Raw genomic sequence first — 17,874 nt, 5'->3', positions numbered from 1 at the left:
TTCAAACCTTCGCGCGCCCGGCGACCATGCGGACCTTACCGGGCGACGCGAACCAGATCGACGCGGCGCCCAGGACACTGAAGCCCAGCGCCACGATGAAGGCCAGGCGATAGGCGCCCTCGTAATCGTAGAGCACGCCGGTGATCCACGGGCCGGCGGCCCCGCCTGCGAGGAGCGAGACCATGATGATGCTGAAGATCGAGCCAAAGTGCGGGCCCTCGAAGATCTCGGCCACCACCGATCCCATCAGGCTGGTGAAGGAATAGCCCAGCACGCCCTGCGACAGGACCATGAGATAGAGCAGCGGCTCCGACGGGCCAGCGCCCAGCGCCAGCAGCGCCGCATAGCAGATCACGAAGCCCACGCCGGCGATCGTCCAGACGATCTCGCGCCCGATCCGGTCCGACAGGGCGCCGAGCAGGATCTGGCCCGGGATGCCCACCATCGCCACGAGGCCCAACGCCCAGGCCGCCTGCATCGGGCCGAAGCCGATCTCGACCAGGTACTTCGTCTGGTGCACCTGGACCGCGTACCAGGCATAGCCCGTGCTGAAGAAGCCGATGCAGAGCCACCAGAAGCGCTGCGTGCGGACGGCCCTGGCGATGGTCCATTCGATGGCGACCCAGTGCGGATCGACGATGGCCGCCGCCCGGCGCGCCGCCGCGGTTCCCGCTTCCTTGGCCCCGTCCGGCAGCAGGCCGAGATCCTGCGGCCGCTTGGCGACGAACAGATTGATCGGCATCAGCACGAACAGGGTCATCAGGCCGAGCGCCCAGCAGGCGCTACGCCAGCCGTCCTTCAGGATGATGGTCTGCAGCCAGGGCAGGATCAGGATCGCGCCGACGCCCACCCCGGAAAAGGCAAGGCCGGTCGCCAGCGCGCGGCGGCGCACGAACCAGTTCGGCAAATACTGCGACTGCACGGAAAAGCTCATGCAGTTCGCTCCGGCGCCCACCAGGACGCCGAGCGTCGCGTAGAGCTGCCACGGCGAGTCGATCACGGTCGCGCCCAGCAGGCCCGCTGCCGTCAGCACGATGCCGATCTCGATCAGGAAGCGCGGTCCGCGCCGGTCCATGGTCCGGCCGACGACCGGACTGATCACAGCTGATACCAGGAAGCCGAAGGAGAAGGCACCCGCCGCCAGGCCGCGATCCCAGCCGAACTCGTCGACGATCGGCGGGAACATCAGGGAGAAGGCCGTGCGAGTGGTCACGCTCACCGCCACGGTCAGGAAGGCAATCGCGATGATCACCCAGCCGAAGAAGAAGGGCAGGCGCGCCGCGAAAGACGCGGGTCGCGCGGGCAACGGGGGTGACGGCACCGAGTGATCCTTTTTTTTGCGTTTCGCCAGACGCATCGTGGCCCAGAGGGGCTGATACCCTGTCCCCACGCCCGCCCCGAGGTCAATGACGTGGCAGGTAGTCGGGGCTCCCCGGGCCCCGCCGGGGCTTGAACCGCTCTTCCAGCGCCGCTATCACCGCGCGACCGCACAAAATGGGAGACCGGACGTGAAGATCAGCCGCATCGTCAAGAAGATCCTCGACAACTATGAGAGCGATTGCCCCGGCACCAAGGCCAACCTGGCCCGCATACTGATGCACGGCCGCCTGGGCGGCACGGGCAAGATGGTGATCCTCCCCGTCGATCAGGGCTTCGAGCACGGCCCGGCCCGGTCCTTCGCGCCGAACCCGGACGCCTACGACCCGCACTACCATTACCAGCTGGCGGTCGATGCCGGCCTCAACGCCTATGCCGCCCCGCTCGGCCCGCTCGAAGCCGGCGCCGATACCTTTGCGGGCGCGATCCCGACCATCCTCAAGTGCAACTCGGCCAACTCACTGTCGACCAACAAGGACCAGGCCGTGACGGCCACCGTGGCCGACGCGCTGCGCCTCGGCTGCTCGGCGATCGGCTTCACGATCTATCCGGGCGCCGAAGACCAGTACGAGATGATGGAAGAGATCCGTGAACTGTCGGCGGAAGCCAAGTCGGTCGGCCTCGCCGTCGTCATGTGGTCCTATCCGCGCGGCGGCAAGCTCGATAAGGCCGGCGAAACGGCGCTGGACGTCTGCGCCTATGCCGCCCACATCGCCGCCCTGCTCGGCGCCCACATCATCAAGGTGAAGCCGCCGACCAACGTCCTGTGGCAGCCTGAGGCCAAGGCCGCTTACGAGAAGGCCAATGTCGACATCTCGACGATGGCCGCCCGCATCAAGCACGTGATGCAGGCGACCTTCAACGGCCGCCGCATCGTCGTCTTCTCTGGCGGCGAGGCGAAGGACCTCGAGGGCCTGTACACCGAAATCCGCAGCCTGCGCGACGGCGGCGCCAACGGCTCGATCATCGGCCGCAACACCTTCCAGCGCCCGCGCGCCGAGGCGCTCGACATGCTCGACAAGATCGTCGGCATCTATCAGGGCAAGATGTAAGACACACTGGCGGTATCGGCTCTCAGGGGCGTTGGGCGACCGTTCGGGTCACCCAACGCCCTTTTTGCTGGGCGGCCTACTTGGCCGGGCGTGGCGTCGGGCAGTTGAACTCGACCCGGCGGGCGGGCATGGCCTGGTTAGGCGGAACATCGTTCCCTGCCGGAAGGGTCCTCGGCCAGGCACCCGAGGCGAGCCGGGCCTCGATGAGCGGGACGAGCTGCTGGAGGATCACCCACCCCTTCATGCGCGTTCCGGGATAGGTCGTGTGCACACCGTCGGCGTAGAGATCGGGATCGAACGGCATCTTGCCAGCGATGTCGATGAAGTCGATCCCGTGCGTCCGCGCGTATTTCGCGAGCACCACGTTCTGGAAGTTCGCAAGGCGCTCGATGTCGCGATAGCGGTACGGGAACATGTAGAGGTTCAGGTAGTCCCAGGTCATGCGATTGCGGATCGGATCGAGCTTCAGCCCGTCCTTCGCCATCCACATGAACGAGGTCACGGCGAACTCGCTGTCGATCGGTGCCAGGTCGGCGTGGATCCGGTCGAGATCGCCGAGGATCGTCGTGAGCCCCACCGGCAGATCGTCGCGCTTGATGTCCGGATCGGTCTCGGACAGTCCCTTCGGCCAGACCACTTCATAATCAGGCTTGGGCGCCTCGTTGCCTTCCGACTGGAGCTTCATGACCGCCACCAGCGTGTAGATGCGCCGGGCGATGTCGGAGTAGCGCGAGAGGTCGGCCAGCCATCCCTTGGACGCCTGATCGAGATGGACCATCGGCGCGGGCTTCTCCCCCGTAGGCAGTGACGGTACCACGCTGGAGAGGAGGAACTGGTTGCCGCCCTCATGATAGATGACGAGGTCGGGCCGTGCCGGTACGACTTCGGTGCGCACGACCGCCTCGATGCCCGTCGAGCCTATGGATTCGCGGCCCGCATTGCCCACCTCGAACCGTATGTCCGGCCTGTTCTTTGCCGCCCACAGGTTGAGCCAATGCCCGATGAACTCAGGGTAGGAATACGGCATCTGATGCGTGTCGCTGGTCGTCGATGCACCGACGAAGACGATCCGGATCGTCCGCGGGGAGCGGGCGAATGCCATCGGCGGTCCGCGCCAGCCGAGTTCGTTGGTGACCAGTCCGATCGGCGTCGTCGTGTCTGGCTGGAAGCGGAAGGGCGGCTGCGGCTTGCCATCCGCGGGATCGAAGAGCATGAGCCAGCCCGGTGCGTTCGCGAAGAACGGCGACTCGCAAGGATCGCCCACCAGCACCGAGTTCCAGATCTTCAGCGCCTCGGACGACTGGAAGGGATTCCCCGGTTTCTGAAGCGCCCTGTCGAGCTCCTGCAACGACGCCGGCACGGGCTTGCGGTTGGGGAGTGGCGGCGGATCACTGAAGAACCAGTCGCGCTGCACGGACGGCGCTCTGGCCACCTCGTCGAGACGCTCGGCCGTCGTGTCGTTGCCGATGTTCACGAGACGAACGGGAAGTTCGAGTTGGGTGAGCGGCATTCCGTCGAGAATGCGCGCAGCGCCTTCGGCGAGGACCAGGCCGACCAGGACGGACACGAAGGCCGTGGCCGCGTTCGCCAGAATTCGACCGCTCAACTCATCCCTCTTCTGCCCAAATGTTACACGATTGCCACTCGCCGTGCTTCGCTCCGGTCCGGCGCCTCGCCAAGTCTGCCGATTAATCTCTAGCGTTACGCTGGCCCCGAAGTCACAATTTTTTCAGACCGCCATCGCTCGGGCGATGTGGAATAGCACCGTTCTTTCGTTGGACCAGCGAGCGAGACGCCGCAGGCGATGCACATGAGGAGGTTCGACGCGATGCCACACTGGAGACACCCCGAACTGCCCGACGAGGCGGAAATCGATCTGACGCCGGCCCGTCTCGGCGTGCGGAAGAACCTGGTGCGCGTGTTCTACAAGGACCTCTGGGACAAGGCCGACCTCTCCCTCGTCCCGCAGATCTTCCATCCCGACTTCACCTTTCGCGGGTCGCTCGGTCCCGTGCTGATCGGTCATCGGCAGTTCAGCGATTATGTGAGCTGGCTCACCGACACGCTCGACGACTACACGTCCGACATCCTCGAACTCGTGGAGGAAGGGCCCCGTGTGTCCGGCAAGTTGCGCTTCCACGGCATTCACCGCCGGACCCTGTTCGGCGAACCGCCGACCAATGGCCGGGTCTGGTGGTATGGCGCGCCCATCTTCACCTTCGACGGGCCGCTGGTGCGCGATCTGTGGGTGCTGGGCGACGTCTACGGGCTGCGCTCCCGTCTCGATCCGGCGTGGTCGGAGCGGCTGAGCTTCAACCGGGCTCCCGGCGCGAGTTCGTGACCACCAGCAGGCCCTTGTCGCGAACGTATCGCGCGATCTCCTCGGACATCAGTTCGTGCGCGGCCCGGTTCGGGTGCCCGTCGCCCACGATGTAGAGGTTGGCACCCCTGTCCCTCTCGCGCTGGAAGGCCTCGGTAAGGTCGAGCAGGTCGATATCGCCCATGACGCGCGGCAGCGCTGCGGGCGCCGAATAGTAGTTCGTCGGCAGATAAACCACGAGCAGCTTCGCCCCGATCTGGTCGGCGGATCGCTGCATCTCGCGCAGCAGGTAGGCCAGCGCCTCCTCCTTCTGCTCGTCGGCCGGGGTAGCGTAGGTCGCAAGGCCATACTCGAGACGGCCGCGCACCACGTCGATCCCATGCGTAAGCCAGGTCACCGGATCGAGGAAATCTCCGGCCAGGTGGCGCTGGAAGCGCTGGACACCGTTGCTCCGCGGCAGGGCGATCGAGGCCTGTCCCGCCTCGTTCCAGGCGACGTGCGAGGCGCTGAAGCAGAACGGATAGTAGGATGGAAGGCACGGCGAGACGTTGCGCTCCAGGTGATGCGCGATGATCCCGTAGACGACCAGCTTCGGCGCAAGGTCCGCGTTACGCCGCAGGATCTGGAGCGACTGGGTCGTTCCGTAGGCCGCCATCGCGAAGTTCGAGACGCTGGCGTCGAGCTCGCGCGCCAGATGGCGGGCATAGGTCTCTTCGTTGGCGAGCGCATATCCCCAGGTGAATGAGTCGCCGACGACCATTATGTCGATCTGCTCCGGGCTCTTCCGTCCCGGCCCGTCGACCCGCGCACCCCGATCGTCGGTGTAGATATCGAAGGCAAAGGTTTGCCGGTCGCGAACGGCGGGATAGATGCGCTTTGCATGGGAGCTCGGGTTGGCTCGCGCGCCGATCTCGGGATCGAACACAAGCAGGCCGTCACCTTCAGATATCAGCGGAATGCGGGGAACGGTCAGATAGGCGGCGACCGCAATCCCCACGAAAAGGCTGGCGGCGGTCGACGCCAGCACCAGCAGGAAGGTTTTGCCGACTTTTTTCATGGTCCATGGCGATCAGGCTGTCGCCAGTTAGCCCATCCCGCCGCGTGGAGACAATGGAAGGTTTCTGCCGGCTGGCCCTCGACGAGGCCCCCCATTCCGCATACACCACCCGAAAATCAGGCCTTCCCGTGACCCGTCTCTATCTGATCTCTCCCGCCCGCATCGAGCATCCATCGATCTTTGCCGACGAGCTTCGCGCCGCCCTAGACGGCGGCGACGTGGCTGCCTTCCAGCTGCGGTTGAAGGACGTCCCCGACGAGGCGATCATCCGCGCGGCGGACACGCTTCGGCCGATCTGCCAGCAGCGCGGCGTCGCCTTCATCATGAACGACCGGCCGGACCTGGCCGTGAAGCTCGATTGCGACGGCGTGCACGTCGGCCAGGACGACATGCCCTATGCCGAGGCACGCCGGATCGTCGGGCCCGACCGCCAGGTCGGCGTCACCAGCAAGGCCTCGCGACACCTCGCGATGGAAGCGGCCGAAGCCGGCGCCGACTATGTCGCTTTCGGTGCATTCTTCTCCTCGTCGACCAAACCGGTGACGACGCCGGCCGAGATCGAGGTCGTCGAGTGGTGGAGCAGCTTGATGGAAGTGCCCTGCGTGGCGATCGGCGGAATCACCGTCGAGAACTGCAGGCCCCTGATCGAAGCGGGTGCCGATTTCCTCGCCGTCGGCGGTGGCGTGTGGAGCCATAAGGACGGTCCGGGAGCTGCGGTGCGCTCCTTCAACGAACTCTTCGCGGCGCACGGCTCAGCGGACGGGGAGCCATAGCACCTCCTCGATGTGCGAGGCGCCGCTCGCCAGCATCACCAGGCGGTCGAAACCCAGCGCTATCCCAGAACAGTCCGGCAGGCCGTGATCGAGCGCCGCCAGGAAATCGTCGTCGACCGGCCAGCGCACGCCATAGAGTTCGTCCTTCAGGTCCATGTCCGCTGCCAGGCGCACCCGCTGCACGGCAGGATCGGTGAGTTCGCCGAAAGCGTTGGCGAGTTCCACGCCGCAGACATAGAGCTCGAACCGCTCCGCCACCCTGGAATCGCCGGGCTTGGCACGGGCGAGAGCCGCCATCGAAATCGGATACTCGCAGAGGATGGTCGGCCGGCCCATGCCGAGCTTCGACTCGATCTTCTCGAACATGATGCGGAAGAAGACATCCTCCCAGGTGTCGCCGGCATGCATGGCAATGCCCGACGCGCCCGACAGCGCCTCGGCATTGCCCACGGTCGCGAACAGGTCGACGCCGGCGTGGCGGACGAAGGCCTCCGCGACGGTAAGGCGCTCCGGTTCGGCCCGCGGGTCGCAGACATGGCCGGCCCACCGCAGCTCGTCGGTGCCGGTCGCGGCCAGGATCGCCTTGCAGTCGGCCATGATGGTCTCGTAGCCGACACCCGTTCGATACCATTCCAGCATGGTGAACTCGGGATGGTGCAGGGCCGAGCCCTCGGCGTTGCGGAACACGCGCGCGAACTGGAAGATCTTCGGTATCCCGCCGGCCAGGAGTTTCTTCATGGCGAATTCGGGCGAACTGTGCAGCCAGCGTTCGCGCTCTTCGCCGTCGGGCAACTCCCACTCCGTCGCGAACCCCGTGAGGTGGACTTCGGCGCCGGGCGCGGCCTGCAGGATCGGCGTCTCGACCTCGACGAAACCTTCGGCGGCGAACCACTGCCGCAGCGCGGCCTGGATCCGGCCACGCGCCTGGAGATGCGGCAGGCGCCGCGCCAGCCTGTCGGGACGCCATTCAGTCATGCCGGAGCATCGCATGTGAGCGGCGCGGCGTGTAGGGTCTCGGCATGACGCCCCGGGAGATCGATGCCTATTGCCGCAAGCTGCCGGCCGCGACGCGCAGCGTGCAGTGGGAAGGCGTCACCGTCTTCAAGGTCGGCGGCAAGATGTTCTGCCTGATCGGCCCGCCCGGCCATTCTGTCGCCCGCATCAGTTTCAAGTGTCCGCCCGAGCATTTCGAGGCGCTTTCCCATGCGAAAGGCTTCAAGCCGGCGCCCTACCTCGCCCGGGCGAAATGGGTCGCCCTCGAGGATCCCAGTGTCCTGACGCCGGCCGAGACCCGGGCCTACCTGAAGCAGGCGCATGCGGTGATATCCGCCGGACTTTCGAAGAAGAAACAGGCCGAATTGGGCCTGCAATAGCGCCGCATCGCCTTGGGCGCGCCGGTTGCGACCCCGGGCTGCCTTTGATAGAAGGCCGCGCCGGCCTCGAACCGCTTGCGCGGACGAGGCCGAAATCCATTCATCCGATATTGCGGTAGGGCCGGGTAAGCTCATGAAAGTCCAAGTCAATTCCATCCGAGCCGGCAACGTCATCGAATATAACGGCAAGCTCTGGGTTGCTTCCAAGGTGCAGCATATCAGCCCCGGCAAGGGCGGCGCGTTCGTGGCGATCGAGGCCAAGGCGCTGCGCGAGGGCAATAAGCTGCAGGAGCGCTTCCGCTCCGGCGAGACCATCGAGCGCGTCCATATCGACGAACGCGAGTGCACCTACCTGTTCAAGGACGAGAACGGCTTCACGTTCATGGACAAGGAAACCTTCGAGCAGCTCGTGGTCGGAAGCGACGTTCTCGACGAGGATCAGTCGCGCTGGCTGCAGGACGGCATGGAAGTGACCGTGTCGCTCTACGAGGGAACGCCGGTCGGCGCGGAGCTGCCCAAGACCGTCGTTCTGGCCGTCACCGAGGCCGACGCCGTGGTGAAGGGCCAGACCGCCTCCTCTTCCTACAAGCCGGCCATTGTCGAGGGCGGAATCCGCGTCATGGTTCCCCCCCATATCGGCGTGGGCACGCGGCTGGTGATCAACACCGAAGAGGGCACCTACATGGAACGCGCCAAGGATTAGGCGCGCACCGTGGCCCTCCCCACCAACCGCCCCCCGCGAGAGACCCCGGTCGCCCGTGTCGGCCGCGCCCCGATGGGCGAGGCGCGCGAACGCTCGGGCCCGCCCGAGCGCAAATCGCTGGCACAGCGCTCGGCCACGATCACCGTCATGATCCGCGCCGCCTTTGCAGCCGCCAAGAACCTCAAGCGCGACTTCGGCGAAGTCGAACATCTGCAGATCTCCGAAAAGGGCCCGGGCGACTTCGTCAGTCACGCCGACATCAAGGCGGAGCGCACCCTGCGCGCCGAGCTCTCGCGTGTCCGTCCCGATTACGGCTTCCTCGGCGAGGAAAGCGGAGAGACAAAGGGTGACGGCCGCAACCGCTGGATCGTCGATCCGCTCGACGGCACAACCAACTTCCTGCACGGCGTGCCCCATTTCGCCATCTCCATCGCGCTGGAACGCGAGAAGGAGATCATTGCCGGCGTCATCTACCAGCCGATTTCCGACGAGCTGTTCTGGGCCGAGAAGGGCAACGGCGCCTATATCGACACGCCGAATGCGCGATCGCGGCGTCTGCGTGTCTCCGGCCGCAAGGATCCGGAGCGCGGCCTGATCGGCACGGGTATTCCCCACATCGGCAAGGGCAATCACGCCAGCTATCACGCCAAGCTGGCCGCCGTCACTGAACGCACAGCCGGCGTCCGTCGCTGGGGCGCCGCGGCGCTGGATCTCGCCTTCGTGGCGGCCGGCCGCTACGACGCCTTTTTCGAGTTCGGCCTGGCGCCGTGGGACGTCGCCGCGGGCATCCTCATGGTGCGCGAGGCCGGTGGCCTCGTCGGCGACATTTCGGGTCAGCCCTACGAGTTGGGTGGACCGTCGATCCTCGCCAGCAACTTCGGACTGCGCGACCCGATGGTCGAGATCCTGTCCAAGGCCTGACGGACGCGGTTCCTCCGCAGTCCGTTGCCGCAAGCGGTTGAGCGCGGGACCACCATTCGTTATGGTCGACCCGCCAAATCCCTTGGAAAGGCAACTGGTTATGCCCCCCTCTTCGGCCGCTGTCCCCAGCCGCGCCGCCTGTGGTCCCTGCTTCGGCGACACAGGCTCGCCGGACGGCGGCACGGCAGGCGAAGCCGGGATGCGGGGCAGATCCCGGGTGCCCAGGGCATGATCTCCCCGCCACCGTCGCGCAGGCATCGGAAGTTCGCATGAGTAACCCGCTTCCGTATCTCGTCCGCATGCTTCTGTTCCTCGGGGTCGTGGCCTGCATCGCCTATCTCCTGCACCACGATCTGCTGCGCGTGTTCCTGAACACGCCGATCCTCAACAGCGTCATCCTGGGCGTCCTGGCGATCGGCATCTTCTTCGTGATGCGCCAGGTCCTGTCCCTGTGGCCCGAGGTGCGCTGGCTCAGGCGTTTCCAGCATCGCGAGCCCGGCGCCCCTCTGCTCGAGACCGATTCGATCGAACTGATGGCGCCGATGGCCGTCATGATGGGCGACCGCCAGGACAATTTCCGCCTGTCCCCCACCGCGACGCGCGCGATGCTCGACGGCATCGCCAGCCGCCTCGACGAACGTCGCGAGCTCAGCCGCTACATGATCGGGCTGCTGATCTTCCTCGGCCTGCTCGGTACCTTCTGGGGCCTGCTCGAGACGATCGGCGCGGTCGCCGACGCCATTGTCGGGATGCAGGTTACCGGCGGCGATGCCGTGCAGATGTTCGCCAAGCTCAAGCAGGGCATCGAAGGGCCGCTCAAGGGCATGTCGACCGCCTTCGGCGCCTCGCTGTTCGGCCTGTCGGGCTCGCTCGTGCTCGGGTTCCTCGAGCTGCAGGCCAGCCAGGCACAGGGCCGCTTCCACACCGAACTGGAGGAATGGCTGGCCGGTGCCACGCGGCTGTCGAGCGGCACCCTGCAGACCGAGGGAGAACAGGGCGTCTCGGCCTATGTCGAAGCCCTGCTGGAGCGCACCGCCGACGGCCTCGACGATCTCGCCCGCACGCTGCGCCGCAGCGAAGAGGGCCGCGAACAGGCCGCGACGGCCAACGCCACGCTGGTCGAGCGCCTGACCTCCCTGACCGAAAGCATGCGCACGCAGCAGGCGCTGCTCGCACGTCTGGCCGAGCAGTCGATCGAGCTGCGCGGCACCGTCGCGCGCCTGACGGAGCGAAAGCCGGATGCCGACAGCGAGGCGCTGCTGGCCCACCAGCGCAACCTCGAGGCCGGCCTGGGCCGGCTGATCGACGAAAGCGTACGCAGCCGCACCGCGCTGGCCGACGAGCTGCGCGGCGAGTTCCGCCTGCTCGCCCGCACCATCGCCTCGTCGCGCGGCGCGACGCCGGGTGACCACTAACCGCCATGGCAGCCGCATCGCGCCGTCGCGGAGGAGGTTCGGCCGACTACACCTGGCCGGGCTATGTCGATGCGCTGACGACGCTGCTGATGGTGCTGATCTTCCTGCTGTCGCTGTTCAGCGTGGCGCAGTTCACGCTGACCGACACGCTCAACACCCGCGACAGTGCCATCGACGCCCTCAACAAGCAGCTCGGTAGTCTCGCCAGCGTGCTCTCGCTCGAGCAGGCGGCGAGCGAGGGCCTGAAACAGGATCTAGAGAAGCTCACCCTGGAGCTTCGTCAGAACCAGGCCGAGCGAGACCGTTTGGGCGCCGATCTCGCGGCCCAGCGCACCGCATCGGACACGCTGAAGATCGAGCGCGACCAGCTCACGGAACGCCTGACCTCGATGTTGGCGGAACGCGAGCGGCTGGCCGCCTCGCTCGAAAGCTCCAACAAGGAAGCAGCCGCCAAGGCCGGCGACCTCCAGAAGGAGATCGAGCGACAGCGGCTGGAGCTCACCCGCCTCGCCGCCTCGCTGGCCGCCGCCAACCAGGACAAGGGCAAGCTGTTCGGCGACCTCACCGAGGAGCAAAAGCTCAGCGCCGAACAGAAGGCGGCCGTGGTGCGGCTGACCGCCGAACTCGCCGCCCTGAAGGGAGAGCTGGCGCGCCTCAGCACCGTTCTCGATGCCGCCGACGCCAAGGCCAAGGACCAGCAGGCGCAGATCGTCGACCTCGGCCAGAAGCTCAACCGGGCGCTGGCCAGCAAGGTCGAGGAGCTGGCGCGCTACCGCTCCGAGTTCTTCGGCAAGCTGCGCGAGGCGCTGCGCGGCCAGCGCGACGTGCAGATCGTCGGCGACCGGTTCGTGTTTCAGTCGGAAGTGCTCTTCCCCTCCGGCTCGGCCAAGCTCCAGGAGGGCGGCGAGAAGCAGCTCGCCAACGTCGCCAAGCGCCTGGTCGAGATCGCCGCCACGATCCCGAAGGAGGTCAACTGGGTGCTCCAGGTCGACGGCCACACCGACAACAAGGCCATCGCCAGCGCGCAGTACCCGTCGAACTGGGAACTGTCGGCCGCCCGCGCCATCGCCGTCGTGAAGTTCCTCCACAGCGAAGGCATCCCGAACGACCGCCTGGTGGCTGCGGGCTACGGCGAATACCAGCCCCTCTCGTCCACCGATACGGCCCGCAACCGGCGCATCGAGCTGAAGCTGACGAACCGCTGAAAGCAGGCAAGCGGCTCATTGGAGCGCGCCACTCCAGGGCGCTCAGGCTTCGCCGTGGGACGATCACGGGCGCAACTGGAGTGGCGCGCTCCATGGCTACAGCAAGCCAAGCCTCTTGAGTTCCGCCGCCATCTCGGCCGGCATGTCGGCGGTGTCGCCGCTCGACAGGTCCGGGGGCGCGCGGTCGGGCTCGAGGTAGCGCCAGCCCTGGAAGGGTTTGCAGGCGCGTGGCGCGGTCTCGATCAAGGGCCGCTTGAGCTTGATCCGGCAGAACTTCTTGCCGCTCTCCTCGTCGAAATCGTCCTCGAAGCCGACCAGCTCCTGGCGGCAGCGGATGACGCCGCGCACCACCCAGTAGAGCGAGCCGCCCAGCAGATCCTCGGCGCGCCGCGGCGAGTTTCGGGTGTAGACCCAGTGCGGCGACCGTGCGGACTGCCCGCGCTCCTGGCGTCGCGCCGCCTGGACCTTCTTCATGTGGGCAAGATCGTCGACGCCGACCGCGAGCTTGATGAGATGCAACGCCATCGTCTGCGCTTAGTGGCCATCGGCCGTTTGCTCAAGCGCCGCCTATCCACAGCGCGGGCGGCGCGGGCGTGACCTGCGCGCCACAGGCTGCGAGAATTGCAGACCGGACGTCTGGCTCCACATTGTCTGCACAATCCACGCTCTATTGTCCGGTCGCCGTTTGCGGGGAACTCTCATGAATAAGTCGACGCTGGCCGCCTTGGTTGTGGCCCTCATGCTGGGCTCCGGCATTGCGGGTTATCTGATCGGGAGGCCGGGCGATTCGCTCGAGCGTCCCGCGCCAGCGCCTGCGACCGTGGCCGCGCCTCCGGCCACGGCACCGGCCTCCCCAACTCCGCCAGCGAGCCCGCCAGCCCAGACGGCCCAGTCCTCCGCACCGGCTCCGATTGCCCAGCCGCCGACATCGCCTTCGGCTCCCTTCTCCTTCCGTCGCGTCGCAGTCGATTCCAGCCGCAGCGAGGCGGAAGCCTGCCTCGCCTTCAACAAGCCGCTCGCCACCGGCGACGTGAAGTACGGCGACTTCATCCGCATCGAGCCCGAGGCGAAGACGGCGCTGCGCACCGTGGACGACCGGCTGTGCATCGCCGGCCTGACCTACGGCCAGGACTACACCGTCAGGCTGCTGGCGGGCTTCCCCGGGCGCGACGGCGAGAAACTGCGCGACGAGCAGAGCGTGAGCGTGGCGCTGGGCGCCCGGCCGGCCGTGGTGAACCTGCCCGGCAAGGGGTTCATCCTGCCGCGCGGCAGCGCCGCCGGCCTGCCCGTGACGACCATCAACGTCTCCAAGGTCGGCATCTCGGTCTATCGCGTGAACGAGCGCGGCATCGATCGCTTCTCCGCCGACCGCTACTACGATGTGGCCTTCCCCGGCTCCGAGCCGATCACCGAACCCTGGTCGCTGCGCAGCTGGCTGAACGGCAGCAACGGCGCCGAGCAGTGGACCGGGACGATGGACGTGCGCAGCGTGCCCAACCAGGCCGTCGTCACCGCCTTCCCGATCCGCGAGACCATCCAGGACTGGAAGCCCGGCGCCTATTTCGTCGTGGTGTGGAATGCCGCCAAGCCGCCGTCCCGCGACTATGACGACGACGAGTCGACGAGCGGCGCGGCGGCCGGCCTGTGGGTGATCGACACCGATATCGGCCTCACCTCCTTCAGCGGCGACGACGGGCTCAACGTCTTCGCGCGCTCGCTGCAGACCGCCCAGCCGCTGGCCGGCATCGAGGTCACCGTCCTGTCGCGCGGCAACGAGCCGATCGGCAAGGTGATCACCGGCGCCGACGGACGCGCCACGTTCGCGGCCGGTCTGCTCAAGGGCAGCGGCGCGGCCGAACCGGTCGCCGTCATGGCGCAGGATCCGGCGAAGAAGGAGTTCTCGCGGCTCGAACTCACCAAATCGGCCTTCGACCTGTCCGACCGCGGCGTCGAGGGCCGGCCGCAGCCCGGCCCGGTCGATGCCTTCCTCTACACCGAGCGCGGCATCTATCGCCCCGGCGAGACCGTGCAGCTCATGGCGCTGATGCGCGACGACGCGGCCAATGCCCTCTCCAACCTGCCCGTCACGCTCATCGTAAAGCGGCCGGACGGCAGCGAGTTCACCCGCTTCACCCACGGTCTGCAGGGCCCGGGCGCCATCGCCCAGACGATCGACCTGCCGAAATCCTCGCGGCGCGGCCGCTGGTCCGTGGCCGCCTATATCGATCCCAAGGGCGCGCCGGTCGGCCGCGTCGAGTTCTCGGTCGAGGATTTCGTGCCCGAGAAGCTCAAGATCGAGCTGACGCCCGACGAGCCGATCATCCGGCCCGGCAGCGTGAACCGTTTCGTCCTCTCGGCCGACTTCCTCTACGGCGCACCGGCATCCGATCTCGCCGTCGAAGGCGACATGCGCATCACCGTCGACGACACGCCGTTCCCAGCCTTCGCCAAGTACCGGTTCGGCCCCGAGGACGATCGCGAGAAGTTCGAGCCGCCGTTCATCGAGCTGAAGGGCGAGAACACCGACCCGGCCGGCAAGTCGAGCCTGGAATGGGCTGGTGATCTCGCCAAGGAGACGGTCCTGCCGCTGCGGGCCCAGATCCAGGCGCGCGTCTTCGAACCGGGCGGCGGGCGCGCCACCAAGACCGAGAAGGTCATGCCAGTCCGGACCCGCGACACCTATATCGGTGTCCGGCCGACCTTCGAGGGCCGCTATTCCCGCGAGGGCGTCGACACCGAATTCGACGTGGTGGCAGTCAACGCGACCGGCACGCAGGTCGCGCGTCCCTCGGTCGAATACCGGATCGAACGCATCACCAATGCCTATCAATGGTTCCAGGTCGACGGTCGCTGGCGCTGGCAGTCGGTCACGAACACGCGACTGATCACCGCCGACAAGGTCACCCTGAAGGCCGACACGCCGACCCGGCTCGCCCAGCGGCTGGACTGGGGCCAGCACAAGCTCACCGTCATCGACAACGAGAAGAACACCTCGACCAGCCTCACCTTCTACGTGGGTTGGTACGGCGGCACAGGCACCGAGGAGGCGCCCGACACGCTGCGTGTCGCCAGCGACAAGCAGAACTACGCACCGGGCGACACGGCCCGGCTGCGGATCGAGGCGCCGTTCGCCGGCGAGGCGCTGATCGCGATCGCGACCGACCGGATCGTCTCCACCCAGTCGGTACAGGTGCCGGCCGGCGGCACGACCGTCGATATTCCGGTGAAGGGCGAATGGGGCGCCGGCGCTTACGCCCTCGTCACGGCCTGGCGACCACTCGCGGCGCCCGCCGAACGCACGCCCACACGGGCGATCGGCGCGGCCTGGATCGGCCTCAATCCGGCCCTGCGCACGCTGGGCATCCAGATCGGCACGCCGGAGAAGATCGCACCGCGGCAGCGCATCGAGGTGCCGGTGAAGGTGTCCAACCTTCAGCCCGGCCAGGAGGCCTTCGTCACCCTCGCCGCGGTCGACGAGGGCATCCTGCAGCTCACCCGCTACAAGACGCCCAATCCCGCCGACCACTATTTCGGCAAGCGTCGCCTCGGCGTTTCCATGCGCGACGACTACGGCCGCTTGCTCGACACGCGCGCCGACGAGTTGGGCCGCATCCGGGCCGGCGGCGACGCCGGCGAGATCGGCGGGCTCGACATCGTGCCGACGCGCACCGTCTCGCTGTTCAGCGGACCGGTGAAGCTCGACAACAAGGGCGAAGCGAAGATCGCCTTCGACATTCCCGACTTCATCGGCCAGCTCCGGCTGATGGCGGTGGCCTACGACAAGACTCGCGTCGGCTCGGGCGAGCAGCGCCTGTTCGTGCGCGATGCCGTCACGGCCGACGTCGTGCTGCCGCGCTTCCTCGCGCCGAAGGATCTCGGACGGGTCGCGCTGTCGCTGCACAATGTCGACGGCCAGGCCGGCGACTACCGCGTCACGCTCACCGCCAGCGGCTCGATTTCGCTCGAGCGGCCGGTGGCCGAGACCAAGCGGCTCGCCGCCAACCAGCGTGAGCTGCTGACATGGCCCCTGCGAGCGGGCGAAGCCGGCTTCGGCAAGGTGACGGTTTCCGTCCAGGGTCCGGGCAACTTCGCCGTCGAGCGTGAATGGGACATCCAGGTGCGGCCGGCGCAGACTCCCAGCGCGGTCGATACGGTCGCGCGCCTGGCGCCGGGCAACGAGGCCACGGTCGACCGCAACGTGATTGCGGCCTTCGCGCCCGGGACCGCTCAAGTCAGCGCCTCGCTGACCCGCATTCCCGGGATCGACGTCGCGGGCCTGCTGCGCTTGCTCGACAAGTATCCGTTCGGCTGCATCGAGCAGACGACCAGCCGCGCCATGCCGCTGCTCTACTACAACGACGTCGCGCTGCTGGGATACGGTCCCACCGATCCGCGCATCAACGAGCGTGTGCAGGATGCGGTCTATCGCGTCGTCGACATGCAATTGCCCGACGGGTCGTTCGGCATGTGGGGCCCCTTCTCCACGCCGGCGGCCGAGTGGCTGCAGACCTATGTGCTCGACTTCCTGGTGCGCGCCAACCAGCAGCAGATGGCGGTGCCGTCTGCATCCCTGCAGCGGGCGCTCGGCTGGCTCAACAAGACCGCCGACAAGTTCTCGCCCAACGCCCAGGCCTATGCCTGGTACGTGCTGGCGAAGTCGGGCTACGCCGATCCCGGCCGCGTCCGCTACTTCCAGGATACGAAGGCGGGCGAAATGAAGGGCGGCATCGCCTGGGCGATGCTGGCGGCGGCGCTCAACCAGGTGGGCGAGCCGGGGCGCGGTCGCCTCGCCTTCGCGACGGCGCGCCAGCGCATCGACGAACGCGATCCGTCCGACTATTACGGCTCGCCGCTGCGCAACCGCGCCGCCCTCGTCACGCTCGCCGTCGAAGCGGGCGGGCGCGAGGCCCTGACCGAGGTGACGAGCCTGGTCGGCGAGCGTCTGGCGGCCTCGATCGGGCTCACCACCACGCAGGAACAGGCGTGGCTGGTGATGGCCGCTCGCGCGATGAGCGGTAGCGCCCAACTGGCCTATTCGGTGGACGGCCAGCAACGCCAGGCGGCTGCCGAGCCGGTGACGTTCAACCCGGATGCGGCATCTCTCGCTCGCGGCCTCAAGCTGCGCAACGACACCGACCGTCCGATCTGGATGCAGGTGACGGCGCGCGGCGTGCCGCTCGATCCGCAGCCCGCCGCGACCGCCGGCATCAGCGTCCAGCGCGAGTTCCTCAAGTTCGACGGCGAGCCCAGTTCGCTGGGCCATGTCGTGCAGAACGAGCGCTTCATCGTCTCGATCTCCGGCCGCAATCTCGAAGGCGGCTACCACGAGGTGGCCCTGCTCGACCTGCTGCCGGCCGGTTTCGAGATCGAAGCGGTGCTGAACGACGAGACGGCGAAGTCATTCCCGTTCCTGTCGGACCTCACCGAAACCCGTATCGCCGAGGCGCGGGACGACCGCTTCTTCGCGTCCTTCAACATGGGAACCCGGCCCTACCAGACCTGGTGGGATTCCTCGGCGAAGAACCCGAACTCCTATCACGTGGCCTACATCGTGCGCGCCGTGACGCCCGGCACCTACGCCGTCCCGGCGACGAACGTCTCCGACATGTATGCGCCGCGGGTCTACGGCCGGACGGCGATGCGTACGATGACGATCGTTCCGGCGGGAACGAAGTAGA

The 17,874-nt window shown here is 67.2% G+C and carries 14 protein-coding genes; 9 read left to right on the top strand and 5 right to left on the bottom strand.

The annotated features are described in order from the left end of the window. Position 1: 1 nt before the first annotated feature. Positions 2-1,321: an MFS transporter gene (locus ACO07K_RS06520; protein ID WP_422035089.1), complete on the bottom strand. Its 1,320-nt coding sequence runs from the start codon at positions 1,319-1,321 to the stop codon at positions 2-4. Between the two features lie 187 nt (positions 1,322-1,508). Between ACO07K_RS06520 and ACO07K_RS06515 the strand changes: the two genes are divergently transcribed. Beyond that, a complete protein-coding gene (locus ACO07K_RS06515) occupies positions 1,509-2,429 on the top strand; it encodes a class I fructose-bisphosphate aldolase (RefSeq protein WP_422035088.1) in 921 nt (306 codons plus the stop codon). A 76-nt stretch (positions 2,430-2,505) separates the two neighbouring features. On the opposite strand, the gene ACO07K_RS06510 is transcribed toward ACO07K_RS06515, so the two are convergent. Then, a complete protein-coding gene (locus ACO07K_RS06510; RefSeq protein WP_422035087.1) occupies positions 2,506-4,035 on the bottom strand; it encodes a hypothetical protein in 1,530 nt (509 codons plus the stop codon). Between the two features lie 222 nt (positions 4,036-4,257). Between ACO07K_RS06510 and ACO07K_RS06505 the strand changes: the two genes are divergently transcribed. Then, entirely contained in the window at positions 4,258-4,770 is a 513-nt protein-coding gene (locus ACO07K_RS06505; protein WP_422035086.1) for an ester cyclase, read from the top strand. Here the strand turns inward: ACO07K_RS06505 and ACO07K_RS06500 are convergent. Then, positions 4,742-5,806, bottom strand: coding sequence for an SGNH/GDSL hydrolase family protein (locus ACO07K_RS06500; RefSeq protein WP_422035085.1), 1,065 nt, complete (start codon positions 5,804-5,806; stop codon positions 4,742-4,744). The two genes, ACO07K_RS06505 and ACO07K_RS06500, sit on opposite strands and share 29 nt — an antisense overlap. A gap of 128 nt (positions 5,807-5,934) precedes the next feature. Here ACO07K_RS06500 and thiE point away from each other — a divergent pair, with 128 nt between their 5' ends. After that, the gene (gene thiE, locus ACO07K_RS06495) at positions 5,935-6,579 is read left to right on the top strand and encodes a thiamine phosphate synthase (protein WP_422035084.1); all 645 of its coding nucleotides are present in this window, start codon (positions 5,935-5,937) and stop codon (positions 6,577-6,579) included. On the opposite strand, the gene epmA is transcribed toward thiE, so the two are convergent. Then, positions 6,559-7,554: an EF-P lysine aminoacylase EpmA gene (gene epmA / locus ACO07K_RS06490; protein WP_422035083.1), complete on the bottom strand. Its 996-nt coding sequence runs from the start codon at positions 7,552-7,554 to the stop codon at positions 6,559-6,561. The two genes, thiE and epmA, sit on opposite strands and share 21 nt — an antisense overlap. Positions 7,555-7,598: 44 nt before the next feature. On the opposite strand from epmA, the gene ACO07K_RS06485 reads away from it, so the two are divergent. The 5 genes from ACO07K_RS06485 (at position 7,599) to ACO07K_RS06465 (ending at position 12,196) form a co-directional block, all read left to right on the top strand. Then, entirely contained in the window at positions 7,599-7,952 is a 354-nt protein-coding gene (locus ACO07K_RS06485; protein ID WP_422035082.1) for an MmcQ/YjbR family DNA-binding protein, read from the top strand. 133 nt (positions 7,953-8,085) lie between these two features. Continuing rightward, positions 8,086-8,655: an elongation factor P gene (gene efp / locus ACO07K_RS06480; RefSeq protein WP_422015460.1), complete on the top strand. Its 570-nt coding sequence runs from the start codon at positions 8,086-8,088 to the stop codon at positions 8,653-8,655. A 72-nt stretch (positions 8,656-8,727) separates the two neighbouring features. Beyond that, positions 8,728-9,576, top strand: a complete 849-nt coding sequence (locus ACO07K_RS06475; RefSeq protein ID WP_422036635.1) for an inositol monophosphatase family protein — start codon at positions 8,728-8,730, stop codon at positions 9,574-9,576. Positions 9,577-9,845: 269 nt separating this feature from the next. After that, positions 9,846-10,991, top strand: a complete 1,146-nt coding sequence (locus ACO07K_RS06470; protein WP_422015462.1) for a flagellar motor protein MotA — start codon at positions 9,846-9,848, stop codon at positions 10,989-10,991. A gap of 5 nt (positions 10,992-10,996) precedes the next feature. Then, positions 10,997-12,196 carry a peptidoglycan -binding protein gene (locus tag ACO07K_RS06465; protein WP_422035081.1) on the top strand — a complete coding sequence of 400 codons (1,200 nt, stop codon included), beginning with the start codon at positions 10,997-10,999 and terminating at the stop codon, positions 12,194-12,196. Positions 12,197-12,292: 96 nt separating this feature from the next. Here the strand turns inward: ACO07K_RS06465 and ACO07K_RS06460 are convergent, their stop codons facing one another. Next, the gene (locus tag ACO07K_RS06460) at positions 12,293-12,721 is read right to left on the bottom strand and encodes a DUF1489 family protein (protein ID WP_422035080.1); all 429 of its coding nucleotides are present in this window, start codon (positions 12,719-12,721) and stop codon (positions 12,293-12,295) included. A 175-nt stretch (positions 12,722-12,896) separates the two neighbouring features. Here ACO07K_RS06460 and ACO07K_RS06455 point away from each other — a divergent pair, with 175 nt between their 5' ends. After that, a complete protein-coding gene (locus ACO07K_RS06455) occupies positions 12,897-17,873 on the top strand; it encodes an alpha-2-macroglobulin family protein (RefSeq protein WP_422035079.1) in 4,977 nt (1,658 codons plus the stop codon). Position 17,874 lies beyond the last annotated feature (1 nt).

Source organism: Reyranella sp., from assembly GCF_965228225.1.
Classification (GTDB): Bacteria; Pseudomonadota; Alphaproteobacteria; order Reyranellales; family Reyranellaceae; genus Reyranella.
The sequence above is the reverse complement of the archived record's forward strand: the minus strand, read 5'-3'. Positions and strand labels throughout refer to the sequence as shown.